Source organism: Leptolyngbya sp. BL0902 (assembly GCF_016403105.1).
Lineage (GTDB): Bacteria > Cyanobacteriota > Cyanobacteriia > Phormidesmidales > Phormidesmidaceae > Nodosilinea.
Genome location: NZ_CP046155.1, coordinates 246,183 through 272,274, shown reverse-complemented (window position 1 = coordinate 272,274; position 26,092 = coordinate 246,183). Strand labels below are relative to the sequence as shown.

Sequence of the window (26,092 nt, the reverse complement as noted above, 5' to 3'; positions counted from 1 at the left end):
TGCCACCCTTGGTGTCAGTCTATCGAACTCTGAGCCCGGTTGACCTGGGCGGTGGGTTGCACCCGTGACCAATGACTGAATCCCATCATGGCTGGGGATGCTCGGTGCATCGCTGGCCATGGATTGCTGGTTATATAAGGAGACTATGCCCCGTGGAGAATTGGACTCAGTGGCTGACCACAGCCCAAGAAATCATCACAACCTTTGGCCTCAATATCCTGGCCGCCCTGGCTATTTTTGCCATTGGTCAGTGGGTTGCTAAGATCATTGGGCGCACCACCAAAAAAGTGATGACCCGTCAGGGCGTTGATCCAACCCTGGTAAATTTCACCGCCAGTTTGGTCTACTATGCCGCCCTCGCCTTTGTGGTCATTGCAACCCTGAATCGCCTCGGAGTACAAACAGCGTCCTTGGTGGCGGTACTGGGGGCCGCAGGCTTGGCCATTGGTCTGGCCCTCCAGGGATCCCTATCCAACTTTGCCGCTGGGGTGCTGATGATTATTTTTCGCCCCTTCAGCGTGGGCGATGTGATTGAGGGCGCAGGGGTTTTTGGCAGCGTTGAGGAAATCCAGCTCTTTACCACCACCATTGTCACCCCCGACAACGCGACGGTGATTGTGCCCAACTCCAAACTCAGTGGCGACAATATCACCAATTTCACCAACAAGCCTAACCGCCGAGCCGAAGCCATTGTCGGCATCAGCTACGGTGACAGCATCGAAAAAGCTCGCCTGGTCATCCTGGATGAGCTTTCCAAAGATCCCCGCATTTTGCAAGACCCGGCCCCAGAGGTCAACGTCGCCAACTTGGCTGACAGCAGCGTAGATCTACAGGTTTGGGCCTGGGCTGAAACCCGCAATTTTCGGGACGTGCGATTCGCCTTACCCGAACTGATCAAAACCCGATTGGATCGGGAAGGTATCACTATTCCCTTCCCCCAGCAGGACGTTCATATGTTCCAGCGCAATTAGGCCCACCCAGGGCAGCGTTGTCGCGATAGGGCTGGCACCGCCTAGGCCAAGCCTAGACCCGTCATGGCCGATGCCATGGCGGATCAGGGACAGCAGGGAGGACGATGAGCCCTCTGTCCTCCCGCTGACGGCGTTATGCCTGGGCCAGCCAGTCCATCACCTGATGACCCAAACGTACATCGTTGAGGCGGTCGATTTCGCGGATTCCGGTGGGGCTGGTGACGTTGACCTCCGTCAGGTAGCCGCCGATGATGTCGATGCCGACGAAGTAGAGGCCATCCCGTTGCAGGGTGGGGGCCAGTTGGCGGCAGATGTCCCGCTCGCGGTCGGTGATATCCACCTGGGCGACCCGACCGCCGACGGCCATGTTGCCGCGAAATTCGCTGCCCGTGGGGATGCGATTCACCGCCCCGATGGGTTCGCCATTCAGCAGAATGATCCGCTTGTCGCCATCTTTAGCGGCAGGTAGGTAGGTTTGAATCATCACGGGTTCTTGGCCTTGGCGGGTGCTGATTTCCACCATGGAGTTGAGGTTGCGATCCCCCGCTTGCAGAAATAGGATGCCTTCCCCCGCCTTGCCCCCCAGGGGTTTCAGCACCGCCGATCCCCAGCGCTCCACGGTTTCGCGAATCACCGCCTTGTTTTGGCTGACGATGGTTTCGGGGATGGCCTCGGCAAATTGCAGGGCATACATCTTTTCGTTAGCGGCGCGGATACCCTTGGGCGAGTTGATGACGCGGGTTTTGGCCGGGTCGATGTAGTCCAAAATGTAGGTGGCGTAGAGGTAGGGCACCGTCACAGGCGGATCCGTCCGCATGAACACCACGTCCATCTCCTCCAGGGGGCGCAGCTCCACCTCGTCCACTTCGTACCATTGCTCCTCTGCCACCCAATGGCCCTCCACCAGGCTCACAGGGGTCAGTTCCACCCGTCGCAACAGCCCGTAGGCCTTGCCACCCACCACACTCAGGAAGGGCGCTTCGGTGATCCAAACCTGGTGCCCCTTGTCCTGGGCCGCTTCCATCAGGGCAATGCTGGTGTCGTGGCCGGGGTCGAGGCGTTCGATGGGGTCGATAATAAAAGCGATGTTCACAGGGTCGGTTCCTTCGGGATCAAGTTTCTGCTTCTCCAGATCCTATGCCTTAAAATGTCACAGGGACAAATGTTCCAAGGTCAGACGTGCGCTATCAAACCGTAGGAGCGAGGTCTCCTCAACCGACCCGCCGGAGGTCATCCCCAGGCTTTAGGATGAATGATTAGGCCGTAAACCGTTATCAACAGAACCAGGCAACCAGACATGACACAGGCGGGACAGGACATCCTCGTGGTGGGCGGGGGCATGATGGGGTTGGCCATTGCCCTAGAACTGCGTCAGCAGGGGGCGACGGTGGCCGTCCTCAGCCGCGATTTTGCCGCCGCCGCCAGCCACGCCGCCGCCGGAATGTTGGCCCCCCATGCCGAGGGCATTCCCCCTGGCCCCCTGCTGGATCTATGTTTGGCCAGTTTGGAACGCTACCCCGACTGGGTGGGCAAAATTGAAGCTCTCACCGGGCAATCCGTTGGCTATTGGCCCAGCGGCATTTTGGCTCCTCGGTTCCAGGTGCCTGACTTAGCGGGTCAGCCGTCGGGGCAGGACTTATCCCAGACAACACCCCCAGGACAGGGGCAATGGCTCACCGCCGAAGCCCTCGCCCACTACCAACCGGGGTTAGGCGCTGGGGTGAAGGGAGCCTTTTGGTATCCCGAAGATGGCCAGGTGAATAATCAAGCCCTGGTGAAGGCGCTGCGTTCTGCGGTGATAGATCTGGGTGTCACCATTCACGAAGGCGTTGGGGCTACGGCTCTACGCCAATCCCAAGGCCGCATCGAGCGTGTCTGCACCGCCCAGGCAGGCGACTTCCAGGCCGATCACATTGTCCTCGCCGCCGGAGCCTGGAGCTACGACCTGCTGCCCGTGCCCGTCTTCCCCAAAAAGGGCGAGATGGCCAGCTTGCGAGTTCCCCCATCCCTGGGCACCGTGCAACCCCTGCAACGGGTGCTGTTTGGCGAAAACATCTACATCGTGCCCCGCCAGGATGGCCGCATCGTCCTTGGGGCCACCAGTCAAGAGGTCGGCTTTGCCCCCGGCAACACCGCCGCCGGAGTCAACCAACTCTTGGCCAACGCCATCGCCCTGCTGCCCTGGCTAGCCGACGGCACCCTAGAGCAAACCTGGTGGGGCTACCGACCCGCCACCCCCGACGAAATGCCCCTGCTCGGCCCTGGCCCCGCCGCCAACCTCACCCTCGCCACTGGGCACTACCGCAACGGCATCCTCCTCGCCCCCATCACCGCCCACCTGATCTGCGAATCCCTCGCCGGACGCACCCCCAACCTCCTCCCCCCCTTCTCCTACCAGCGTTTTAACGATCCCCCATCTCCGAATCCCAATCCTTTGGGGACGGGGGAACCCCGCCCCTACCCGACTCCCGACTCCCAACTCCCGACTCCCGACTCCCTTCCCCAACTCACCATGACCCTAACCGCAACTCCCATCGAATCCGCCAACGCCGCTATCCCCGCCGATACGCCCCTGGTCATCGCCGGACGTTCCTTCGCCTCCCGTCTGATGACCGGATCCGGCAAGTACGACGACTTTGAAACCATGCGCCAGAGCATTGCCGCCAGCGGCTGCGAGATTGTCACCGTGGCGGTGCGGCGGGTGCAGACCAACGCCCCCGGCCATGAAGGGTTGGCCGAAGCTCTGGACTGGTCAAAAATTTGGATGCTGCCCAACACTGCCGGATGCCAAACCGCCGAGGAAGCCATTCGGGTGGCGCGGCTGGGCCGAGAAATGGCCAAACTGCTGGGCCAGGAGGACAACAACTTCGTCAAGCTGGAGGTCATCCCCGACGCCAAATATCTGCTGCCCGACCCCATCGGCACCCTAGAGGCGGCGGAACAGTTGGTGAAAGAAGGCTTTGCGGTGCTGCCCTACATCAACGCCGACCCCCTGCTGGCCAAGCGCCTAGAGGACGCGGGCTGCGCCACGGTGATGCCCCTCGGTTCCCCGATTGGCTCGGGCCAGGGCATTCGCAACGCCGCCAATATTCAAATCATCATCGAAAATGCCCAGGTGCCCGTGGTGGTGGATGCCGGAATTGGCACCCCCAGCGAAGCCGCCCTGGCCATGGAAATGGGAGCCGATGCCCTGCTGATTAACACCGCCATCGCCAAGGCCCAAAACCCCGTGGCTATGGGTCGCGCTATGGGCCTTGCCACCCACGCCGGACGACTGGCCTACCACGCCGGACGCATCCCCATCCAAACCACCGCCAGCCCTAGCTCTCCCATGGTGGGCCGCATCAACGCCTAGCTGATTAGAAGCCCGTTTTTCTCCACCGCCCGGTTCTTTGAAGGATCCGGGCTTTTTGTCATAGGGCATAACGATAGTTTTCTCATCCGGCTGGGCACTCTAGGCAGAGATTACGATATGCCTAGGCATGGCCAATGTGGCAGACCGAAGGACTGTATCCCTAATCTGTCACTTGTGCGTCCCACCTTACCGCTTCGATTCCTATGACTTCCAGAGCCGACCGTGTTGCCAGTATCATTGAACGCCGCTCTAGCTACCTCCCAGCCAAGATGGAGATGGTCGAGCGAGAACTTCAGGCCAGAGCCTCAGCGCTATACAGCCTTGAGTCTCTACGGAATGCTCTGCTGAAAGCAAGCCTCGACCCTACAGCGACAGAGCGCCTAGAAGCCATTGAGTTTGGTAATCTGCAAAGTCGCATTCGGGAGGAGTTGCAGGTTCTGTCGAAGCTAAAGAGCCGTTTTGCGCGGGATACCCTCAACATCGGCGTGGTTGGGCTGATGGGCCAGGGCAAAAGCACCCTACTGAAAAGTCTAAGCTGCCTAACAGATCGGGAAATCCCCGCCTATGAAGGAGCAGCCTGTACAGCGGTACGTAGCCTTGTGACCAATCGGGAAGGATCGGTGGAGGTAAAGGTGGCCTTCCATTCTGAGCAAACGTTCTTGGAAGAGGTAATTCATCCTTACTACCGGGCGCTAAATTTAGAGCCGTTGCCCCACAGCATTGATGAGTTTGAACACGCGGCCCTGCCCGACCAAATGCCGACCCGAGCTACCGATGAGGCCGTCTATAAACACCTCAAGCACGACTACCACCAAAACCTATCCCATTACCGACACCTGCTTTCTTTTGGGGCTGAGCCGCAGGAGCGCTCTATCCCTATTGATGAGGTACCCACCTATGTTCGCCAAGAGCGCAACGCCCACGGGGATCTAGAGTCCTTCAAGCATTTGGCGGTGCGAGAGGTGAAAATTTTCTGCCCCTTTGGCAACACCGATGTGGGCAAGGTGGCCCTGGTGGATATTCCGGGATTGGGGGACTCCAAGCTTGGCGATGAGACCGTCATGCTGGAAACCCTCGGCAAAACTGTAGATGTAGTGATATTTCTCACCAGGCCCGATCCCCAGCGTTATCAGTGGCGCAAGATCGATACTGACCTATACGATACCGCTGCTCAAGCCTTGAACAATCTCTCTGGGCGGGCATTTATGGTGATTAACCACAGCCGCAGAACTAACAACCTAAAAGCTTGTAAAGCGCTAAAAGAAACCCTGAAGATGAAGGTAGTAAGCTGCCAAATCGCTGATTGCGCCAATCCTGAGGATGCTAACCAGGTGTTTGATGAGGTACTGAACTATCTAGCCGATAATATCCTGAATATTGATGAAGAATATGCCCGACAGTGCCAAGATCGACTGACGGCAATTCAGTCAAATATTAATGAAATTGTTCAGGCAGCACAAAAAGTATTTTGGTGTATAGATGGCGATCCGGTTCGTGCCATTGCTGATACCTTTGAGGATTTATTTGGCACAGATCGCGATGGCTGGTGGAAGGAAATAACTATTGCATTTCAAAAGCTACGCCTTGAGTTTGCCAAACAGGCGAAGCAGCCCGCCGATGGCTTGCAAGACGGTATTGATGACGTTTACGCTACTTGTAAGGAAGAGGCTGGGATTCTTTCTGTGGCGGATCCAGAGGCAGAGATTCAGGAGCAGATTAAGGCCAGCAATCCCATGAAAGCCTACGGGGACTACCGTGACCAGTTGAGGACGCTGCTGTCCGATCACTTCAGTGCATTAGATGAGGGACTTCAAGCAACTACGGAAGCGCTGAAGGAAGATGTTGCGGATGTACTGACCACAGTGGGTGGTCTAGATGCCTTGACCAGATCAACAGGCGGAAGCGACTTTATTCGAGAACTTAGGGTGATGATTGAAAGAGATCATCCCAATCTACAACGCTTGCAGCTTGGCTTAGCCATTGTTGATGATTTTGAGCTTTCCTATAATGGTCTGATTGAACCCCAAATCTATCAACACCTTATTCGGCTGAGTAATATTCAGTTGGAGGGAGATGAGGATGCTGATGTCACTCTCAAGGTTGGCCCTGGTACAACGGCTGAGCTAATTTATACAGCTCTTCAGGTTGACTACAATCGCACCGCTGCACGTATCAAAGCTGCACTAGAGGAATTAGTTTATCAACCCAACATTGCTGCTTATGCTCGCATCGAAAAGTTTATTGACAACATTATCTATCACAAGGATGCTCAGAAGGACTGGAAGAAATTTTTGCGCCGAGTGCAAACCAAAATCTGGCCAGAGGAAATGGGGCGGTTAGAACAAGAAAATACTCGACAACAGAACTGGTTAACCTGTGTGAGTCGGCTAGAAGGAGCAAACCGCAAAGACACTATTGTTTTTCTAAACTGGCAGGAGTTCTGACGATCAGATTCCTTTTAGTGAGATACAAGCTATAAACAGACCACTTCTTGCTTAGCCACATCGAATTTCTCTTTTGAAGCTCTTTCTAGCCTCGCCCTCGTTCGCCAACATTAGCGTTTTTCCAGAGTCACATTATGAATGAACTACAAGAACTAAACATCATCGTAATTGGCCCTCGAGGTGTGGGAAAAACCAGTTTTCTAGCTGCTATGCATGAGGAGTTTGAGACAACTTTCTGGAATGCTGGCCTCAATACATGGACTACAGATACACAAACTCTGGATACAATTGAAGACTGCAAAAAAGTGCTTAAGAACATTGACTACCGCCTTCAAAAATATGTAGACCCAACTCCACCAAAGCTTAATCCATGGGAAGATAAAGGCTTAGTATTTGAGATTGGCAGTCTTGGCAAGAAGTTTATGCGTGTGCGCTTTACCGATCCTGCGGGAGAGTATTTTAATCGTGCAGTTGATAATAAATATAAAGATTACGTTAGAGGCCAACTTAATCAATGTGATGCTGTGATTATCCCCGTTGATGCGACCGCGTTAATGGAGAAAAAAACTGGCAAAGTCAATCCATCTGAAATAGGAAATTGGCATAATGAGAAAAATGATCCCGAACATATTACAAGACTATTCAAAGAGTCTTACATAAAACTATCTCGACCTAGATTAGTTATCTTTGCACCAATCAAGTGCGAAGCCTATGTCAAAAATGATAAGGACGCTCAGGATTTACTCGATCACGTAAGACTGGGCTATCGCGACTTGATTGACTTCTTCAAAGAAGATGAGCGATATGAGAAAATCGCTGTCGTCATAACGCCAATTCAAACCATTGGCCATATTGCATTTTCCCATGCCGAGAAAGATGAAGTTGGTTTTACTAAGTTCATTTATTATAAAACTCCTCTGGATGCTCCCTACAAACCTAAGGATGCAGATCAGCCCTTGCGCTATGTATTTCGTTTCCTTTTAAATGTTTTCAACGAGGGGCGCAAACTAGAACTAGAAAAAGCGAAACTAGAGTTAGATCGCCTTGAACATGAATCAGGAGAAAGAGCAAAAGAACTGGAAAAGGCTAAAGAGAGGCTATACCTAGCGGAGAAACGACTGAAAGATCGTCAGCAGAGATGGGCACCAATTAAATTCATAGCTAACTTCTTTGATGATGTTGAAACGCCTCATGATGAAGCCCAAGACGAAGTGAGTGTACAAGAAGGTGTCCTCAGCATGATTGAGGAGGAGAAGTCAACTGTGGTTGGCCAAGTGAATGCCACAGAAGAACAAATTCAGGCATTTAATGATGCTATTTTGAAATTTGCTATTGGCTGTAAACAGGATCATGGCTTTGCAATCCTCCAAGGTCGATCTAAATGGCTACCAGGCCCTAGAAGCTACTAACTAAACCCCATACCATCTCTACCCAGGACACTAAAATGATGCCAGATCAGATTGAGATTTATGTTAGAAGTTCTCCCCTAGGGTCAGTGGGTATTCACTGGCGAAATGTTAGCAAGCCAGAACAGCTTAAAGAAGATCCTGAGATCCTGATGGAACAAGTTGTGCCAGATGGCGATTCTAAAATCAGTGTTAACTCAGCTATTTCTGATAAGAATCCTTGTTTAATTTTGGCTAAATATAACGGCAAGGTATTTCTAGAAGTAACAGGCATAGATGCAACACCAGATCGCTCGGAAAAACTGGGCCGACGTATCTCTGAGGTGGTGCTTTGGGTTGGAGATGACAACAAGGAAACCGAGGAGAGGCTGAGAAAATTAGCCTATTGTGCTTTATTAGGTCTTTGGGATCTAGAAAGCAAGTTTAGAACAACGATTAGCTCATCCATCGAGTTTGATGGACTGAATGATTACAAGGTTAAAGCTGATGACCTCAATAAAATTTATGAAGATCCCGAAAACCATACAGAAAACCTTGAGTTAGAAGACAGCAGTCATCCTAACCAAAACTATCTAGAGTGTAACAAGTTCAAAACCGATAAAGAGGTTGTTCAAATAGCAACTCAATTGCGGAAAGGCTCATTTGATGGCATGGAAACTGCTGTCGTTATTTCAGAAATCAAGCAAACTGAAAGTGAAAGATGGCTTAACCACAGAGGCAATGTAGCTAGCCTAACAGCAAAACCAGAAGTAATTGAGCAAAAAGTAAAAGAAGATTCTTTCTCTGAAGCCATTGATGGTTCGGCAGGGAGATCTGAGCCAAAAAAAAAGACTTCGAGTCATCCACCCAAGCGCGGCGTAGTAGCCCTACTCCTGATCATTTCATTAATAATACTCCTGATGATACTTTGGGCAGCCAGAACGCAGGTCTTCAATATCCTACAAAGTCAGTCGGACTCCCAGTCAGTGCCGACCATGATGCAAAACGAGTAAACAATCAACTCAAGCATGATTTGAATCAAGAATCAAATCCTTCCTGTGCGATAAGCTCTAAAACTAATGATTTAGCCAGTCATACCAGAGCAGCCAGAAATGAAATGTCGGAACTTGAAAAGGATGTACTTTCACTTTCAACCGACAAGAAACTTGCACGATTAAAAATAAAAATGCAGGATGTATCAAATGAGAATGTGCAACAAATTAGAGATTTGTGTATTTTGCTGAATCATATAGATACTGTTACTTCTCCTGAAGAGCAGCGAAGAAGCATTGCTAAGGCAGATGAAGGATTAAAATTTCTGGTTAATTTATGTGTCGATCTAAAGGCTATTCCTATAGATCGAGAGATTCCATCAAAAGATCGCAGCATTGATATTACTTTTTCTGGCCTTAGATTCACAATAAATCCAGAAAAAGTGAAAACCGGAATTCAAGAGTGGTGGGAAGACACATTTGTAAGTTCTTCTCCTCCTATGTTAGATTCCGCGACTGATAAAGCTTTAAGAGAACTAACTCCGCCAAGACGAAATCAGATTCTCTCGATAACTCTTTTTCTCGCTTCAAAGCCTTCTAAAATAAAAGAATCAGACTCTATTTATTTGCTACAGATTATAGAGGATATCAAGAAAGATATAGAAAGCCTTGTCGAACGATATGATATCCAAATTTAGAAATATAGAACTGACAATATGATGTAGCATTCCCTAGAATCGTCTAAGACACTACGTATTTAGATGCGGAGCTTGGAGATATGCAAATCACCATCGACTTACTCGATAACCTAGCCACTAAATATATAGAGAATCTATCCTCTCAGAAATCGCCCAAGCAATATCGCCAAGCCGGAACCATAAACGAAAATTTGCCAAAAATCCAGTTAGGTCAATCCCCATGGCACTTAAAATTTCCCTCCCACAAAAATCCATTCACGAGCTTTGTCAGCGCTGGCAGATCACTGAACTTTCTGCCTTTGGCTCTGTCCTACGCGATGACTTCCACCCCAACAGCGACATTGATCTTCTTGTGACCTTTTCACCAACCTCTGACTGGGGTTTATTAGAACATATTGAAATTCAGCAAGAACTTGAATCTATTTTAGGAAGAAAAGTTGACTTAATTAGCAAACGAGCTATTGAACGCAGCCAAAATTGGATTCGTCGCCAGGAAATTCTTTCTACCGCCCAGAAGATTTATGCTCAGCAATCGTGACCATGCCACTCTTTTAGATATTTTTCACGCTTCTCAAAAGATTTTGAGATACAAGTATGGCATGGATAAAGAAGCTTTTCTTGAGGACGACAGAACTCAGTCCGCCATCGTTTTTCAGTTATTGATTATTGGGGAGGCCGTCAAACGCCTTTCCTCAGAACTAAGGATGCAGAACCCCAATATTCCCTGGTCGCTCATCGCTGGAATGCGGGATAAATTAATTCATCGCTATGATGATATTGATCTGGATGAGGTCTGGAAGACCGCAGAGGTTGACATTCCAGGTTTACTAAGTGAATTGACACCAATGCTTCCAGGTGAGCAACCCAACTAAATAGATACAGCCTTTATCCATTCGGTGACGGTATAGCAAAATCTCTGGTATGTCTAACCTATAGTAGCCTCAGTTCTTAACTTGTACCTCGCCAAAGTAGCCATGGCAGAAGCCTCAAAATACAACTTCCCCAAAGCCGAAAAGGTACAAATCTTCGAGCAGGTCGATACCTACATTGAAGCACAGTATAACTACGCTACCGATCCATCTATGCAAGCAGCCATGGTGGATCTAAAAGCTCTGATTACCCACCTTCAAAGCCAGCACCCCACTGTCACCAGCGAATCCGAAGCCCTCGCAATTATTAACGCAGAATTTACCGAAATCCAGCACAGCAGTTCCTCCAAATGGGCCACTCTGCGCCAACAACTTCTCAATCCCGAACGTCATCTCCAAGCCACCAAAGCCACTCTCATCGAAATCGCCCAACACTTCCTAGAAGAAAGCATCTGGGGAAAAGCAACCATCACCTACTTAGACACCCTAAGCCAACCCCCTGAAACAGGAGCCTAAACCATGCAAATCACCATTGACCTATCTGGCAACCTAGCCTTCACACAGCCAGATCGAAATGCACATCTTTGAGCATTTCGATCCTTGAGTCAACGTATCCCCTTCAACCCAGACTAGCGGCCAAGGCGGTAGAGAGTAGCCCAAAGTCAGGGGTTTGGCCACCCTGTATTAATCCCCTCGATGGCTCCAATGGCCTAAAGAATCATTGCTATCTGCGTGATTACTTCTCTGCGTACTGAAGTGATGATCATATAGACCGTTGAGGTAATTCCATGCGTCGCTCTCAACCGCGCTGGCTGCGAGGCTGTTGGAACGGGTTGTTGCTAGCTCTACTGATGAGTAGTGCCGGATTGAGTACGCCCGTTGTGGGGCCTGCCCTGGCGCTCACCGATGCCGAAATCGCCGCCCAGGTTGAGCGGTTGCAGCAATCCAATCAGCGCTGGTTGCAGGTTGATTTGTCGAGCCAGCGTTTGTATGCCTGGGAAGGAAATACCCCGGTGTATGCGGTCATTGTTTCGACCGGGAAGCCCTCAACGCCAACGGTGAGGGGTGTCTTTGCGATTCAGTCGATGCACCGCACTGCCCGGATGCGGGGTGCGGATTATGACGTGCCCAATGTGCCGTGGACGATGTATTTTTACCGGGGCTATGCCATCCATGGAGCCTACTGGCACCACAACTTTGGTACCCCCGTCAGCCATGGCTGCGTCAATGTGGCTGTTGACCATGCCGAGTGGTTTTTCAACTGGTCTAGCATCGGTACCCCGGTCGTGGTGCAGGAGTAAGGTACTGAGGTTGAGATCCCTGCCATCGCTGGAGGTGAAACAACGTCAGCTTTGAGGGTACAAGGCTCTACATCTCATACTAAAGCTGAGTAGACGCCTCCCTCTCTCCATGGGGGCTCTCCTCGTTGCGGAGGCTACGCTAACGACAAGTTCAGTCCGCATGGGATCAATCAAGCTCAGCCCAAGCAGGCTCGGTTTTTAATCGGGGGTAAACAACCGGGTTGCTGGGTCGATACCCTAACGGCTGACCGCTCCCAATCGGTGGATGGTCACGACCTCGCTAGAGACCAGACTGGTGCCGCTGAGGTTTGCTTTCTCAACTTCAAACACGCCGCCTGCGCCTACGGCAAGGTCTCCAATCAGACCTATGGAGCGGCCACAGGTATAGTTTAAGCGCTTGCCATCAAACGCCAAGGTCGCCCCATCTCCTGCGTGGCGACAAAGAGTACCATCGGCTAGTCTGATCTCAGCAATCAAAAAGCGAACCGTTTCCAGGCGAATGCCGGGATCTTGACGAAAGCTGGCCCGCCGCTCCCGATCCAAGATCATCTGGGTTCCATCCACCGTCACCGCACCCTGGATGCCCAAGCCATCGCCGCAGTCGTAGGAAAGAAGCGTGTCAAACTCACTTTGGCGGGGCTGCGGCCCCACGTAGGTGCAGAGGCGTTGGTCGGGCAGGCGAATTTGGGCTGACGGCGCTGGATGATCTGTGGCCAGCGCTGCGACGGCGGCCAGAACTGTGCCAAGCAGCACAGATCCACTTGCCAAGGCTAACCCTGTCAAGGTTCGGTTCCCATTGCGGTTCCCAGGGTTTGGCATGGTGTCTATCTCCATAAAACAGCGGTTGTGTTGACCGTAATCCTAACTAGGGGCCGTGAGCAAGTCCTCTAAGTCTGCGAGTTGGCTAGCTTCCGTGGTCTCCCCCTCGTGATCGGGTGGGGGATTACGCTTTAATACAAGCTTCACCGAATCTTCACAGGCGTTTTGTTCGTTCTGAAGGCCCATGGGGAATCTTAAGAGCATCAACACCCGTAGCCTGCGCTACGAAACTCGACAAAGCCTAGCACCCATGTCATACCCCGTGGGCTACAGGTGATCTACCGCAAACCATCCTCCTCTGTTCTGAGAGTCAAACCGTTATGGTGTCATCTACGTCTCGATCTTCACCGCACAATATTGAGCCCTGCGTGTCCGAAGCCATGCGCCAGGGGGTGCTCAAGCGCCGCGATCACCTCAGGCTGACGTCAGCCCTGCTCAGCAGCCAACTCTCCGCTGAAGATCGCCATCAGATTAACCAAGTGTTTGATCTGGTGCGCGCTGGACGCATTCGCCTCACCGACTAAGCCCTGACCGTAGTTGGCAATCCTAGCCCGGTAGACAGGCTGGCCCTTGATACTGCACCTCTATCGGCAACCAATAGACCGTGGGGTTGGGCCGACTGGGGTTAGCGGCTTCGCTGAAGTTTTGCTGGGCTGCGAGGGCAAGGGCGTCGGCATCCAAATCATCGTAGCCCGTGGTGGCAAGGAGGCGGGGGGCACGGGAAAGCTGGCCGTTGCTACCCACAATCACCTCCAAACGGCCTGGAGCCGGGGGAATGGGCAGGCAAATCTCCCCGCTGTAGACAACCTGTAGCGGGGAGAGTTCCTTGGGGGCAGGCAGCGGTGGGTCTGGGTCAAAGGCATCCCAGTTTTGGGCAGTGTACCAGGTTAAAAAGTCGCGGGTATCGGTGGTTAATTCGACGGTTTTGTGGTTGTAAACCAGGCCAGGGGGCCTAGGCTCTGGTTCTGAGGGAGTAGGCTCCGGGATGGGCTGCTCCGGGACGGGCTGCTCCGGGACGGGCTGCCCTGGCGTTGGCGATTCCAGGGCGGGGCGTTCTGGAGTGGGGGCGGGCGGCGGTAGAGGAAGTTCCTGGGCTGAGGAGGCTGGGGAAGTAGCCGTAGGATGGGGGCGCGACATAGCGGGCGACGCTGCTTCGGGCGGTGGGGAAGAGGTCGCGAGGTGGGGCAATCGCACTACAGCCACCGGGTCGGAAATGCTGGCCTCTAGACTCGCACGATCCCTCAAGGGCGCAAGGGTCGTGACGGATTCGGGGGGGGGAGATGTCTTGGGGGTGGGCATGGCCAGCAATAGACCATGGAGACCCGCCGATACCAGCACCAGCAGGCTACCGCCAGACCATCGCCAAGACTTGAGGAAAAACGGCTTCATCATTATGGCCGCCGATGCTTTGCCAATGTAGTTAGCAGGAAAACCAGGAAAAATCACCCTAAATCCCGGTCATTTGCCCCCGACTCAAAAACTGATCTCACCCAGGCGAAGCTTTTGGTTGGCATAGCTGCCTCAGTGAGGGAAGTCTCAACTTATACAGGGGATTTTGTTTATATAGAGGATTTTGTACTCAGATTTAGCATCCGATCATTAGGGTGCTGCTTCAAGCTGTCACAATTCCTCGCTGTCGTTGGTGGCGAACAGACAGTTTCTACACTGGCGATTTTTCAACGTCACCACACGCTTCATTTATCGCTACCCTAGGGCTAAATCCGTATGTCCCAATCCCTATGGTTCCTAGCTCCCCGCATCCTAGGCTGCTCCACATCAGGTTTTGGCGAGGGCTTGGGTTTCGTCGGGGTTGGCCGAAGCGGTGGCCTGTCATCGCGGCGTTCATCGCCGGGTTGTTAGGGCTGCTGTCGGCACCGGGCGGAGGGGCTGTTTTATCCCAAGTAGCCCTTCAGGAGGGGGCAACCGCCATGACTTCGTCCCTACTCAGCGATCCGTTTTTGCTGTGGCCTACGGTTGATTCGGTGCAGGTGGTGTGGTTCACCGAGTTTGAAGGCCAAGGCCACTGGGTAGAGTGGGGCCAGCCGGAGACAACCCTAGCCTCAGATCTGAACCATCGGTCGCCGGGTGATCCACTGCGCTATCGGGAACCTGCCGTGACAAACCTCCTGAGCCGCAGCCGGGAGGACGCCGATTCTCAGCCTGGGCATCCTCAGTTTCAGGGGTTGACGGGGGTGGTGCAGCGGCCCATTTGGCGGCACCGGGCCACGGTAACGGGTTTAGCACCGGGGCAACGCTATCCCTACCGTGTGGTGAGCGAGTTGGCCCCAGGGCAGCGGTCTGAAAGCCAAGCCTTTACCCTAGCGGCCTCCCCAGCAGTGGGGCAGGGGATAAAAATTCTGCTGACCTCTGATCACCAAAACCTGCCCATGGTGGCAGCAAACTTGCAAAAGGTGCAAGAAACCCTGGGCCACGTGGATGCCGTCTTTTGTGCGGGGGATTTGGTGAACGTGCCGGATCGGGCCTCCGAATGGTTTGACAACCGCCAGGGGAACGCCTTTTTCCCGGCCTTGCAAGGACGAGCGCACTACAACCTAGACCGCAACGGCCAAACCACCACCTACCACGGGGGCGAGTTGATCCAGCACGCCCCGCTGTTTCCAGCCATCGGCAACCATGAGGTGATGGGGCCATTCAGCGATACGGTACCGCTGAAGGAGCAGTTCAACCGGGCCATTCCCAAAACCGTGGCGGAGGCCCGCTATCCGACGGTGGCCGAGCGCGTTAACCCAGGGGCCGATCCGCAGGTGCGCCAAAATTGGATCGTCGATCAGTCCTTCAATACCCGCACCTACGAAGACATCTTTGGCCAGCCCCAGGGCCAGGAGGTGAACACTGACTCTGACGGCCATTACTATGCCGTGACCCTCGGCGATGTGCGGCTGATCACCCTCTACGTGACCCAAATTTGGCGACCTGCCAGCCTCGACCCCACGGTGCGGGGCCGCTACCAAGAACGACAGGCCGACCTCGACCAGCCCGAACAATGGGGCCACGGTCAGCACATTTTTGAAGCCATCGACCGCGCCAGCCCCCAATACCAATGGCTGGCGCAAGAACTAGCCAGCGACGCCTTCCAACGGGCCAAATATACCGTGGTGATGCTGCACCATCCGCCCCACACCCTAGGGGACAACATCGTGCCCGCCTTCACCACCCCCGTCCCGGTGTATGACTATGACCCCGACGGTCGCCTCACCGCCGTCCGCTACGAATACCCTCGCGACCAAGACTACATCGCCCGCGACCTAGTGCCCCTGCTAGAGGCGGCGGGGGTGAACCTGGTGCTCTACGGCCACTCTCACCTGTGGAATCGGTTTACGTCGCCTAGGGGCACCCACTACCTAGAAACCTCCAACGTGGGCAACTCCTACGGAGCCTTCTGGCAAGATCGCCGCCGCCCCATTCCCACGGATGCGGGCCTCGCAGCCTTCAGCCGCTTTAACCCTAACGACTACGTGGCCCAGGGCGACCCTAACGGCCTAGCGCCCATCGTTCCCACCGTGGCCCCGCCCTTGGTGGATGATCAGGGACAACCCCTCCCCTACCTCGACAGCAACCACCTAACAGCCTTCAGCATCCTCGACACCGCCAGCGGAGACGTCCGCAGCTACGCCTTCGATACCCGCCAGCCCGGTGCCGCCGCTGTGGAGTTTGATCGGTTTGCGCTAGAGGCACTGCCCGCCGGGTAAAGGAGGTGGAATCAAGGAGCTGGAATCACCGCAAGGCCGCTTTGCCAACCACACAGTGAAACTACACGGTGAATCAACGGTGGGCAAAGGTTTTGGGCTGATGCGGCCTAGGCTGATGGGCCAGACTGGGTATCACGACAAATTGAGCGGATCCACATCAATGGTGAGGCTAACCGAGGTGGGGCAGGCGTCCCGGAGCGGCTGCAAATCGGGCAGGGGTTGACCGAGGGGAAACTTCAGCAAAATCTGCCACCGAAAGCGACGGGCCACCCGCAAAATGGGCGCTGGGGCGGGGCCAAGGCGAACGTAGGGCAGGTCTTTTAACAGGCTATCCAACTGCTGCGCCAAATTCTGGGCGATTCGCTGCACCGTTTGGGCCTCAAAACTGCTGATTCGCAACAGCACCAACTGCCCCGCCGGAGGATACTGCAACATCTGGCGCTGCTCCCATTCCGTGGCGATAAACGGCTCATAGGCGTGGTCGGTCACGGCTTCGATGACGGGATGTTCTGGCGTGTAGGTTTGCAGCAACACCTGACCCGGTTGGTCGCCTCGGCCCGCCCGCCCCGCCACCTGAATCAACACCTGCATGGCCCGTTCGCTGGCCCAATAGTCATTCATATACAGCAGCCCATCGGCGGCAATGATGCCCACCAGCGTTACCTGGGGCAGGTCAATGCCCTTGGTCAGCATTTGGGTGCCCACCAGCACATCGGCCTCCCCCTCGGCAAAGCGGGTCAGCAGGGCGCGGTGGGAGCCCTTGGTGCGGGTAGTGTCGCTGTCAAACCGGATGCAGCTAAGGTCGGGGAACTGTTCCGCCAGGGCATTCACCACCCGCTGGGTGCCGCTGCCAAAGTGCTTCAGGTAGGGCGACCGACAATCGGGGCAGTGGCGCGGATGGCCCTGCTGATGGCCGCAGTAGTGGCAGCGCAGGGTCATCGGGCTGTGGCCCTGGGGCTGATGGTAAGACAACGACACATCACAATGGGGGCACATCATCACCAGCCCGCAACTACGGCAGGAGACAAAGCTGCTGTGTCCGCGCCGATGGATGAACAACAGCCCCTGCTGGCCCTGCGCCTTCATCTCGGCGAGGGATTCTTGCAGCCGCCGACTGAGGATGCTGCGGTTGCCCAGGCGCAGTTCCTCCCGCATGTCGATGACTTCAACCTGGGGCATGGGCCGAGCCTGAATCCGTTGGGGCAAGGAGAGGTAGGTAGCGGGGAGGGGCCGGGGGATTTGGGAGTCGGGAGTCGGGAGTCGGGAATCGGGTAGGGGCGAGGTCTCCTCGTCCTGATGGATTAGGTATTGAGATCCGGAGATTGAGGATTGGAGAAGACCAAATTCCGAACTTTGAACTTTGAATTTTGAATTTTGAAACTCAGGATGACACTGCACCCAAGTCTCCAGGGACGGGGTAGCGGAACCGAGGATGAGGGGGCAGTTTTCCAGTTCAGCCCGCCATTGGGCCACGGTGCGGGCGTGGTAGCAGGGGGTGACATCCTGTTTGTAGCTGCCGTCGTGTTCTTCGTCGAGGACGATCAGCCCTAGGGAGCACAGGGGCAGAAAAACGGCGGAACGGGTGCCCACAATCACCAGCGGGTTGCCTGGTTGCAGGCATTGTCGCCAAGTGTCGTAGCGTTCGCCATCGCTGAGGCCGCTGTGGTACACGCAGACCTGAGCACCAAACCGCCGCCGAAACCGATCCGTTAGTTGGGGCGTCAGGCCAATTTCCGGCACCAGAACCAGGGCCGACTGCCCCGCCGCCAACCGAGGCGCAATGGCCTGAAGGTAAACCTCCGTTTTGCCCGACCCTGTAACGCCATGGAGCAAAAACTGAGCCGATCCCTGGCATTGGGTAATCGCCGCTAAGACAGCAGCCTGATCCGCCGTCAAGGACTTGGGCTGGTCGGCGGCGAGGGCGGGGCCAGTTTCAGTCCGCAGACGTTCGCGGGGGGCAATCTCCACATAGCCCTTCTCGGCCAAGCGTTTGAGGGTGGCGCTGGTGGTTTGGCACCGTTGCAGGGCATCGCTCAGCCACAGATCGCCGCTGTAACGTTTTAAGATCGTCAGAATTTCCGCCTGACGGGCCGTGAGATCATCAGCCCCACTGCCATCGGCCACCAGCGTAACCGCCTGTCGTTGCTGGGGTTGGGGCGGCTGGGGCGGCGCGAGATAGGATTCGGCCCAGCCCAGTTGAATCAATTGTTGGATAGATCGATAGGAAATTTTGTGTCGTTTTAGATATTGCCATGTATAATCACCCGTGGCTGACTGACGCAGGATCTCCAATAGAGTGATCAAGACGGGCGATAATGACCCGTCAACCTGGGAGGGGATGCGTTCAGGGCAAAGCCGCAACCGACGCTGGGAACGCGCCAGCAATCCCGGTGGTAACGCCGTTCTAAGCACCTGTACTAAGGGTGTTTGGTAGCGTTCCGCCACCCGTTGCAGTAGCGTCCAGTAGGGCGGTGCAAAAAAACGTTTCTCCACCACCCCCTCCACCAGCCGAATTTGCTTGGGGTCGAGGTGAGGCGGTGGTGTGGTTTGCAGGGATAGGGCAATGGCCCCCACCTGTTGTGACCCAAAGGGCACCGTTAAAATATCGCCTGCCTCCACCGTCAGGTGTGTGGGAAGGCGATAGGTATAGATGTCCGGCTGTCCCCCGTAGTCAACCAAAACATTGACCCAACTGGGTGAATGGAAAACAGGCTCAATCTGGGACAAAACCATGGGAACTGTGTCTTGGGTGTAATGCCAGTTTAAAGGGCTGGTGGCACCTAGGCATCCTGTCAACGAAGCCTGGGCCTTGAGGCCCTAAAGCCTAGCGTTCGCGGAAACGCTTAGGTTTGTTTTCAGCAGCTATTTTTGGTCTTTTCAGGGGGCTTCGTCCTGCAATTACATGGCTCAAATTCTCTCAGATTTTTTCTGAAAATGCCCTTGCAAAATGAGCAAAGCTTGCTACACTACGCAAGACCACAAAGAAATGTTACATTGCCTGGGAATTTTCAAAAAAATGCGTATTGTGGACTCACAAAATCGATCCCCACAGGCCGAGTGCTAGTTGAAGGGGTGGCTCGTTAAAATGGCCGCTCGATATACATGCTTTACTCCTGTAGCCATACAGCTTTATTGACTCCTATGACCACTACATTTAACTCCAGTACAGACAGTTCTATCGATTGGCCCGAGCGTCCATCGGACGACTTCTCCAACGATTTTAATCGGGTCACAGAAAAATCCTCCTTGATAGAGGGTGACGTGGCCCTTGAACATGTAGCATGGGAGGAAGATCGAGAGGTCTTAGCAAAGTTTACCCAAGCCAGTGAGCTATCGGAACTGGGGTTGTCGGGGTATAGCAAAACCCTCAGTGACGACGCCGTAGGGGCCTTTTTCAAGGAGATGGCCCGCTACCCGCTCCTAGAGCCCAGTGAAGAGATTGAGCTGGCTCGTCAGGTGCGGTTTTTAGCCAAGGTGGACAGCGCCAGCGAGAAGCTCTCTAAAGAGCTAGGCCGCAAGCCCACTCGCCAAGAAATGCTGGCCAAACTAAACCTAACCGAAGCCGAGTTTAGCCAGAAGCTCCACGATGGTCGAGCGGCAAAACGACGGATGATTCGCTCAAATTTGCGCCTCGTGGTTTCCATTGCCAAGCGCTACCTAAACCGAGGGGTGCCCTTCCTCGATTTAATTCAGGAAGGTGCCCTAGGATTGAATCGCGCCACCGAAAAATTTGACCCCGATAAGGGCTATAAATTCTCTACCTATGCCTATTGGTGGATTCGCCAGGGCATTACCCGCACCATTGCCAACGATGCCCGTACCATTCGGTTGCCTATCCACATCGTTGAAAAACTCAATAAACTAAAAAAAGCTCACCGCGATCTGCGCCGTGATCTTCAGCGCAATCCCACCGAACAAGAATTAGCTGACGCCCTGGATGTGACGGTAGATCAGCTCAGAAGTTTGCAGCAGGTGCGCCGCCGTTCGCTATCGTTGAACCACCGAGTTGGGAAGGGTGAAGATACCGAGTTGCTAGAACTCCTGGAAGACAGCCGTACCCAATCGCCGGAGTCTAAAATCAGCGAAAATATGATGCGCCAGGAAATCACCAGCATCCTGTCTGAGGTGCTGACCGAGCGCGAAAAAGATATCATTGCCCTGCGCTATGGCCTCGCCACCGGAGAAACCCACACCCTAGAGGAGGTGGGCGGCATTTTTAACCTATCGCGGGAACGGGTGCGCCAAATTCAAACCAAGGCCATGCGAAAGTTGCGCCGTCCCCAGGTGGCCTCGCGGCTGAAGGGCTGGCTGAAGTAATCTTTGCGGTGTCTTGCTCAACCCGGAGGGTAGTGTCCCTGACTGTCTTAGGTGGCAAGAGTCCCTATGATTGAGGCAATCGTTGGGGAGTTGGCATGGACTACAAGCAAGAGTTAATTACCACCATTCACGATTTGGGTGGCGATGTTGGTCGCCTAGAAACGCGCCTGGTGGAACTCAGTCAGCACCACCCCACCGCTGTGCTCATTCCCTCCCTCTATGAGGAACTGGAGCGGCCTGCCCTAGCTACCATTCGCAATCATCTCAGCCAGTGCGCCTTCATCAATACCGTCGTCATTTGTTTGTATGCCGATAGTTTTGAGCAGTACGTGCAGGCCGTTCAGTTCTTCCAGCCCTTGCCCCAGCGCACCATGGTGCTGTGGGAGAATGGCCCTGCCGTAACCCATATCCTCAAAACCCTCGCGGAGGAGGGGCTTGATCTGCTGCCCTTTCGGGGTAAGGGACGGGCCGTATGGCTAGGGTTGGGGTTGGCCTCGTTAGAAGCCGCCGCTATCGCCCTCCACGATGCCGACATCACCACCTACGACCGCACCTATCCCCTCAAACTGCTCTATCCGCTGCTAGAGCAAGAATTTGGCATTGCCTTCTGCAAAGCCTACTATGCCCGCATTGGCCACCAGCGCCTCCATGGTCGGGTGACACGGCTGTTTGTGACGCCGTTGATTACCTCGCTGATGGAGGTCTTTGGCTATCGCGACTACCTGCGCTACCTGAACGCCTACCGCTATCCGTTGTCGGGGGAATTTGCTCTCACCAGCGACTTGGCCTTGAACACTCGCATCCCCAGCAACTGGGGGCTGGAGGTGGGCCTACTGGCGGAGGTGTATCGCAACGTGGCCCTGAAGCGCGTCGCCCAGGTGGATCTCGGCATTTTTGAGCACAAGCACCAAACCCTAGGGCAATCTACCCACTCCGGGCTGCAAAAGATGTGCCGCGACATTCTGCAATCTATCCTCCGCACCCTCACGGAAACCGAGCAGGTGGTGATTGGCCCCGACCACATCCGCAGCCTGCGAATTAAATTTCGGCGCGAGGCCCAAAACCTGGCCCGCCAGTATTTCGTCGATGCCCGCTTCAACCATCTGGACTATGACCGCCACCAGGAAGAAGTCACCCTCGAAACCTTTGAACAGGTGATTGTCTCCGCCGGACAGCAATACCTCGATGACCCCACCGGAACCCAAATCCCCGACTGGACAAGGGCTCTGGCCGTCATCCCCGACCTGCGGGAACAACTGCTCGATGCGGTGATCTCCGACATGGCCCAGGCCCAGGCCGCCTGCCCTAGCAGCCCAGAATCGCCCGCCCCAGCCCTCGGATAGCCCTGGCTTCCCAGCCCCATCCGGCACAGAACACCACGCCAAAACCCCCACGGGTCGCTATCATAGGGCACGGGTTCCTGAGCATCCGCGCTGGGGTGCCCGCCGTTGTGAGGTGACGTGATGGCCGCATTATCCCTAGGGTTACGCGCAATTCCGAAGCGGGGGGCACAGGCGGCCCTGGGTTGGGGGATGGCCCTCGCCGCCGTAGGGGGTGTGGCCCTGCCCAGTCTGGCCATTCCGGGGCAATCCGTTCGCGTGGCCGAATCCTGGATTCGCAACAACCCCACCCTCAGCCCCGCCCCCAACGAGCGTCTCAGCATTAACCGCACTCCCAGCCCTGGGCAACGGTTTTCCTTCCAGTCCAGCCTGTTTCCGGTGGCGGGTGGGATGCCCGACAATGCCCGCCGCATCATCCGCACCGAGCGCTTCACCCTGGTAGACCACGCCAACGACATCACGGTAGACCGCCTAGAGGAATCCCTGCGGCTGATCTACGGCCCCCAAATTTTCAACGACTACCGCCAGGGGCAAATCCTGTTTGAATACCCCACCAGCCAAGCCCCCGAGAACCCCAACCTCGTCCTCGTGGGAGCGGTGCGATCTGGAGAACGCTTTGCCTACTGGTATGAACTGGCCTACGGCGAAAGCGGCACCCCCTACCTAGGCCGCATGGCGGTGTTTTTAAAGGAAGACTTGCCCATGTTGCGGGAACGCCTCGTCCCCACCCGCTAGGGCGACAGCCGCACCACCTGCCAGCCCGATTCCATCTCAGAGGAAGGGCTATAGAGAAAACGGTCGTGTAGGCGGCTGGGCCGACCTTGCCAAAACTCGAAGCTGGAAGGCTTCACCCGATACCCTCCCCAAAAGTCTGGCAGGGGGATGTCTTGGTTCAGAAAGCGCTGTTTCATTTTCTCGAACTGCATTTCCAGCAGTTGCCGGGAGGAAATAATCTGGCTTTGCTGAGACACCCACGCCCCCAACTGACTGCCCCTAGGCCGAGAGGTGAAGTATTTGAAGGATTCGGCGGCGGAAATTTTGTGGGCCGTGCCCGTAATCGCCAACTGCCGCTCCAGGGCATACCAGGGAAACAGCAGCGACACCTGGGGGTGTTGCTCGATGTGCTGGGCCTTGCGACTGCCGTAGTTGGTGAAAAACACAAAGCCGTCCCGGTCAAAGTATTTCAATAGCACCGTGCGCTGATAGGGATGGCCTTCGGGGGACACCGTAGACAACACCAAGGCATTGGGCTCCAGCAAATCCGCCTCACAGGCTTGCTGAAACCACTGGGTGAACTGGTCGTAGGGGTCGGGGGCGAGATCGGGCAGATCCAGCCCCCGCTGGGTGTAGTCGCGGCGGAAATCGCTAATGTCCATGGGGAAAATCGGGAGTCGGGAATCGGGAGTCGGGAGTCGGGGCTAGGGCTTAACAATGTCGATCAGGGCGTCTTTCACCTCGGTGTATTGGTATTGAAACCCCGTGGCGACGGCGCGGGTAGGTAGCACTTGCTGACCTTCCAAGACGACCTGCGCCCCATCGCCGAGGATGGCTTCCAGCACAAAGTCCGGCACGGGCAACCAAGAGGGCCGCTTCAACACCTTGCCCAGCACCTTGCAAAAGTCCGCCATGCGTACCGGGTTGGGGGCGGTGGCGTTGTAGGTGCCTTCCATCGTGGAATCCGTCAGGGCTTTGATGATCAAATTCACCACATCTTCCAGGTGAATCCAGGAAAACCACTGCCGTCCGCTGCCAATGGGGCCACCCGCAAACATCCGAAAGGGGGTCAGCATTTTGGCAACCGCGCCGCCCATGCCCAGCACAATGCCCAACCGCAAAATCACCAGCCGGGGGCCGTAGTCCTTCACCTTTTGGGCCGCTGCTTCCCAGCCTTGGCACACCTGGGCCAGAAAATCCTCGGCGGCGGGGCTGGTTTCGTCGAAGGTGGCGGTTTCGCTGGTGCCGTAGTAGCCGATGGCGGAGGCATTCACCCACACCGTCGGCTTGGGGTTGGTCTGGGACAGGGCTTCCACCAGTTTCTCGGTGCCTGCCACGCGGCTGTCTACGATGGCCTGCTTGTGTTCATCGCTCCAGCGTTCAGAAATCGGTGCTCCGGCCAGATTCACCACCCCATCGCAGCCCGACAGCGCCCCCTGCCACGCCCCCGATGCCAGCGGGGTATATTCCACGATGGCCACCTTGGGAAAACTCTCGGCGGGGAAGGTTTTACGCCCCAGATCGGCGCTGCGGGTGAGCACCACAATGTCGTGGCCTTCCTCTTGCAGCCGCTCTACCAAACGACTGCCGACAAACCCTGTGGCTCCGGTGATTGCAATTTTCATTAGATACCTATTGACTGCGGCGTCTCGATGGCGGCGTCCCTGCGGATCGGCCAAGACGCAGCACCAAACCGGATTCTAGGATAAACCATCCCAGCGGCAGGCACAGGATCTATCGAGTGTTCGCCCTCATCTCTGCCCCTCTCCCTGATGGAGAGGGGTTCTGAATTTGGCTCCCTTTCTCCTCCGGGGCTACTACGTACACAGACCTTGCCACTAGGCGCAAAATCCTGGGAGATCCCCCTAAATCCCCCTTGGAAAGGGGGACTTTGACTCCGGTTCCCCCCTTTTTAAGGGGGGTTAGGGGGGATCTTTAGCTTCCTTAGTAATGACCATTAGACTGAGGGTCGTTCGCCGTAGGCCATGCCATTCGCCTCGGCGTAGCGATGCATGAAGCGCATGAACCGCTCCCAGTGGTCTTCCCGGTCGATGGTGAGGGTGCATTCTACCCGCTCTAGGTCGTCGCCATCGTCGCCGCCAAAGATAAACCGAATGCCGGAGGGTTCAATGGTGATGACGCCCTCCTCATCGGTGAGTTTAAGGGCTTTGGAAAACTGGCTGCGAAAGCTTTGGAAGGCTTCGATGGCCTTGAGCTGCTTAAACATCAGCAGCACCATACGTTCGCCCGTATCGCTATTGCGCCGCAGGCTGACGTTATCGATGGATTCTAGAATGCCTTCGTAAAACTGTACGGTGGGAAGCTGTGCCGTCATAGGTCGCACCAGATAGCCGTAACTCCATTATATCGACCGTCCTTGGCTCCATCGGCGTAATTCTCCCGAAACAGCAGCGACAGCGCCTCCGGTCTACCGCTCTGGGGGCTTGGGTTGCCTCAGCAGCGGGGAAATCTAAGGTTTCAACCTCACCATAGAGATTCTTTTATGAAAAGAGCTGTTTGGCTAGGGAAAAATCAGCCCAACAGCAAAAGCCTTAACTCATCAGGGATTCCAGCCCTAGGCAGGCTCTAAGGCCCACATTACACGTTGTAACTTTGTAAAGTTATGTGTATAACGTTAATCCTAGCCATAGAAAAACACCGGGATATTCTGTCCCATTTCTAGGGTGAGGGCTGACTCCATCACCGAGTCAGGGTAGACCTAACGAGGGTAATTGGTTTGGCGGATCACACATCTTCCCTTTCTATCGGGCAACGGATTCAGGCGTGGGGCCAAATTGCTAGCCAGGTGATTGGTCTGCGTCTAGCCTTGGCCATGGGGCTATTGGCCTTTGTCTTCGCCGTCAGCCTAGACTCCGCTGGAAACGCCGCCGAAGCCGCTGATCTTGCCAGTCCGGCCTATTACGCTGCGCCCATGGTAATGATGGTTGAGCCCCAATCTGACCCCATCCCCGCCCCCGACTTCGACCTCGAAAACCTAGCCTCTAGCCGTCTGCGCCACGGCCTAGTAACTAGCGCTATCCTCACCAGCAACCGCCTCACCGAGGCTCACCTATTTACGGATCTGACCGTTGAGAAATAGGCGTTCTTCGTTCACCCTGGGCAGCTAGCCACCGCTGACGCCAGCCCCCTAGCCGCTGCGGCCCTAGGGGCAATCAA

Annotated in this window: 23 protein-coding genes and 1 pseudogene; 17 read left to right on the top strand and 7 right to left on the bottom strand. The window is 55.0% G+C overall.

From position 1 onward, the window contains the following. The first annotated feature begins 152 nt into the window (after positions 1–152). Positions 153–971 (top strand): mechanosensitive ion channel family protein, encoded by an 819-nt coding sequence (locus GFS31_RS01185; RefSeq protein WP_225907525.1) that lies wholly within the window; start codon positions 153–155, stop codon positions 969–971. Between the two features lie 133 nt (positions 972–1,104). Here GFS31_RS01185 and gshB read toward each other — a convergent pair whose 3' ends face one another. Beyond that, positions 1,105–2,064 carry a glutathione synthase gene (gshB, locus tag GFS31_RS01180; protein ID WP_198806501.1) on the bottom strand — a complete coding sequence of 320 codons (960 nt, stop codon included), beginning with the start codon at positions 2,062–2,064 and terminating at the stop codon, positions 1,105–1,107. A 204-nt stretch (positions 2,065–2,268) separates the two neighbouring features. On the opposite strand from gshB, the pseudogene thiO reads away from it, so the two are divergent. The 10 genes and pseudogenes from thiO to GFS31_RS01135 all read left to right on the top strand — a co-directional run. After that, positions 2,269–3,324, top strand: a pseudogene (gene thiO / locus GFS31_RS21625) (glycine oxidase ThiO); the annotation flags it as partial. A 159-nt stretch (positions 3,325–3,483) separates the two neighbouring features. After that, positions 3,484–4,326, top strand: coding sequence for a thiazole synthase (locus tag GFS31_RS21620; protein WP_225907717.1), 843 nt, complete (start codon positions 3,484–3,486; stop codon positions 4,324–4,326). A 269-nt stretch (positions 4,327–4,595) separates the two neighbouring features. After that, on the top strand, positions 4,596–6,770 hold the full coding sequence (locus tag GFS31_RS01170) for a hypothetical protein (protein WP_198806499.1): 2,175 nt from the start codon (positions 4,596–4,598) through the stop codon (positions 6,768–6,770). Positions 6,771–6,904: 134 nt separating this feature from the next. Next, positions 6,905–8,179: a TRAFAC clade GTPase domain-containing protein gene (locus tag GFS31_RS01165; protein ID WP_198806498.1), complete on the top strand. Its 1,275-nt coding sequence runs from the start codon at positions 6,905–6,907 to the stop codon at positions 8,177–8,179. Between the two features lie 35 nt (positions 8,180–8,214). Then, the gene (locus GFS31_RS01160) at positions 8,215–9,168 is read left to right on the top strand and encodes a hypothetical protein (RefSeq protein ID WP_198806497.1); all 954 of its coding nucleotides are present in this window, start codon (positions 8,215–8,217) and stop codon (positions 9,166–9,168) included. 20 nt (positions 9,169–9,188) lie between these two features. Beyond that, positions 9,189–9,845, top strand: a complete 657-nt coding sequence (locus tag GFS31_RS01155) for a hypothetical protein (RefSeq protein WP_198806496.1) — start codon at positions 9,189–9,191, stop codon at positions 9,843–9,845. A 220-nt stretch (positions 9,846–10,065) separates the two neighbouring features. Further along, positions 10,066–10,383 (top strand): nucleotidyltransferase family protein, encoded by a 318-nt coding sequence (locus tag GFS31_RS01150; protein WP_198806495.1) that lies wholly within the window; start codon positions 10,066–10,068, stop codon positions 10,381–10,383. Beyond that, complete coding sequence (locus GFS31_RS01145) at positions 10,367–10,717, top strand: DUF86 domain-containing protein (RefSeq protein WP_198806494.1); 351 nt, start codon at positions 10,367–10,369, stop codon at positions 10,715–10,717. Before GFS31_RS01150 ends, GFS31_RS01145 begins: the two co-directional genes overlap by 17 nt. Before the next feature lie 102 nt (positions 10,718–10,819). Continuing rightward, positions 10,820–11,230 (top strand): hypothetical protein, encoded by a 411-nt coding sequence (locus GFS31_RS01140; protein WP_198806493.1) that lies wholly within the window; start codon positions 10,820–10,822, stop codon positions 11,228–11,230. A 272-nt stretch (positions 11,231–11,502) separates the two neighbouring features. Next, positions 11,503–12,015: a L,D-transpeptidase gene (locus GFS31_RS01135; RefSeq protein WP_225907524.1), complete on the top strand. Its 513-nt coding sequence runs from the start codon at positions 11,503–11,505 to the stop codon at positions 12,013–12,015. Between the two features lie 237 nt (positions 12,016–12,252). Here GFS31_RS01135 and GFS31_RS01130 read toward each other — a convergent pair whose 3' ends face one another. Further along, on the bottom strand, positions 12,253–12,783 hold the full coding sequence (locus GFS31_RS01130; RefSeq protein WP_198806492.1) for a hypothetical protein: 531 nt from the start codon (positions 12,781–12,783) through the stop codon (positions 12,253–12,255). Positions 12,784–13,154: 371 nt separating this feature from the next. On the opposite strand from GFS31_RS01130, the gene GFS31_RS01125 reads away from it, so the two are divergent. Further along, positions 13,155–13,358, top strand: a complete 204-nt coding sequence (locus GFS31_RS01125) for a hypothetical protein (protein WP_198806491.1) — start codon at positions 13,155–13,157, stop codon at positions 13,356–13,358. A gap of 22 nt (positions 13,359–13,380) precedes the next feature. Here the strand turns inward: GFS31_RS01125 and GFS31_RS01120 are convergent, their stop codons facing one another. Beyond that, the gene (locus tag GFS31_RS01120) at positions 13,381–14,226 is read right to left on the bottom strand and encodes a hypothetical protein (protein WP_198806490.1); all 846 of its coding nucleotides are present in this window, start codon (positions 14,224–14,226) and stop codon (positions 13,381–13,383) included. A gap of 536 nt (positions 14,227–14,762) precedes the next feature. Here GFS31_RS01120 and GFS31_RS01115 point away from each other — a divergent pair. Further along, the gene (locus tag GFS31_RS01115; protein WP_198806489.1) at positions 14,763–16,544 is read left to right on the top strand and encodes a purple acid phosphatase family protein; all 1,782 of its coding nucleotides are present in this window, start codon (positions 14,763–14,765) and stop codon (positions 16,542–16,544) included. 132 nt (positions 16,545–16,676) lie between these two features. On the opposite strand, the gene priA is transcribed toward GFS31_RS01115, so the two are convergent. Next, positions 16,677–19,277: a primosomal protein N' gene (priA, locus tag GFS31_RS01110; protein WP_198806488.1), complete on the bottom strand. Its 2,601-nt coding sequence runs from the start codon at positions 19,275–19,277 to the stop codon at positions 16,677–16,679. Positions 19,278–19,805: 528 nt separating this feature from the next. On the opposite strand from priA, the gene GFS31_RS01105 reads away from it, so the two are divergent. The 3 genes from GFS31_RS01105 to GFS31_RS01095 all read left to right on the top strand — a co-directional run bounded on the left by GFS31_RS01105 (position 19,806) and on the right by GFS31_RS01095 (position 22,936). Beyond that, on the top strand, positions 19,806–20,861 hold the full coding sequence (locus GFS31_RS01105; RefSeq protein WP_317135055.1) for an RNA polymerase sigma factor, RpoD/SigA family: 1,056 nt from the start codon (positions 19,806–19,808) through the stop codon (positions 20,859–20,861). A gap of 95 nt (positions 20,862–20,956) precedes the next feature. After that, the gene (locus GFS31_RS01100; RefSeq protein WP_198806487.1) at positions 20,957–22,204 is read left to right on the top strand and encodes a glucosyl-3-phosphoglycerate synthase; all 1,248 of its coding nucleotides are present in this window, start codon (positions 20,957–20,959) and stop codon (positions 22,202–22,204) included. Between the two features lie 120 nt (positions 22,205–22,324). Further along, positions 22,325–22,936, top strand: a complete 612-nt coding sequence (locus GFS31_RS01095; protein ID WP_198806486.1) for a hypothetical protein — start codon at positions 22,325–22,327, stop codon at positions 22,934–22,936. Here the strand turns inward: GFS31_RS01095 and pdxH are convergent. The 3 genes from pdxH to psb28 all read right to left on the bottom strand — a co-directional run bounded on the left by pdxH (position 22,933) and on the right by psb28 (position 25,250). After that, entirely contained in the window at positions 22,933–23,577 is a 645-nt protein-coding gene (gene pdxH, locus GFS31_RS01090) for a pyridoxamine 5'-phosphate oxidase (protein ID WP_198806485.1), read from the bottom strand. The genes GFS31_RS01095 and pdxH overlap by 4 nt on opposite strands. A gap of 42 nt (positions 23,578–23,619) precedes the next feature. After that, on the bottom strand, positions 23,620–24,540 hold the full coding sequence (locus GFS31_RS01085; protein ID WP_198806484.1) for a TIGR01777 family oxidoreductase: 921 nt from the start codon (positions 24,538–24,540) through the stop codon (positions 23,620–23,622). Positions 24,541–24,872: 332 nt separating this feature from the next. After that, positions 24,873–25,250, bottom strand: a complete 378-nt coding sequence (gene psb28 / locus GFS31_RS01080; protein ID WP_198806483.1) for a photosystem II reaction center protein Psb28 — start codon at positions 25,248–25,250, stop codon at positions 24,873–24,875. A 402-nt stretch (positions 25,251–25,652) separates the two neighbouring features. Between psb28 and GFS31_RS01075 the strand changes: the two genes are divergently transcribed. After that, complete coding sequence (locus tag GFS31_RS01075; protein WP_198806482.1) at positions 25,653–26,015, top strand: hypothetical protein; 363 nt, start codon at positions 25,653–25,655, stop codon at positions 26,013–26,015. Positions 26,016–26,092: the final 77 nt, after the last annotated feature.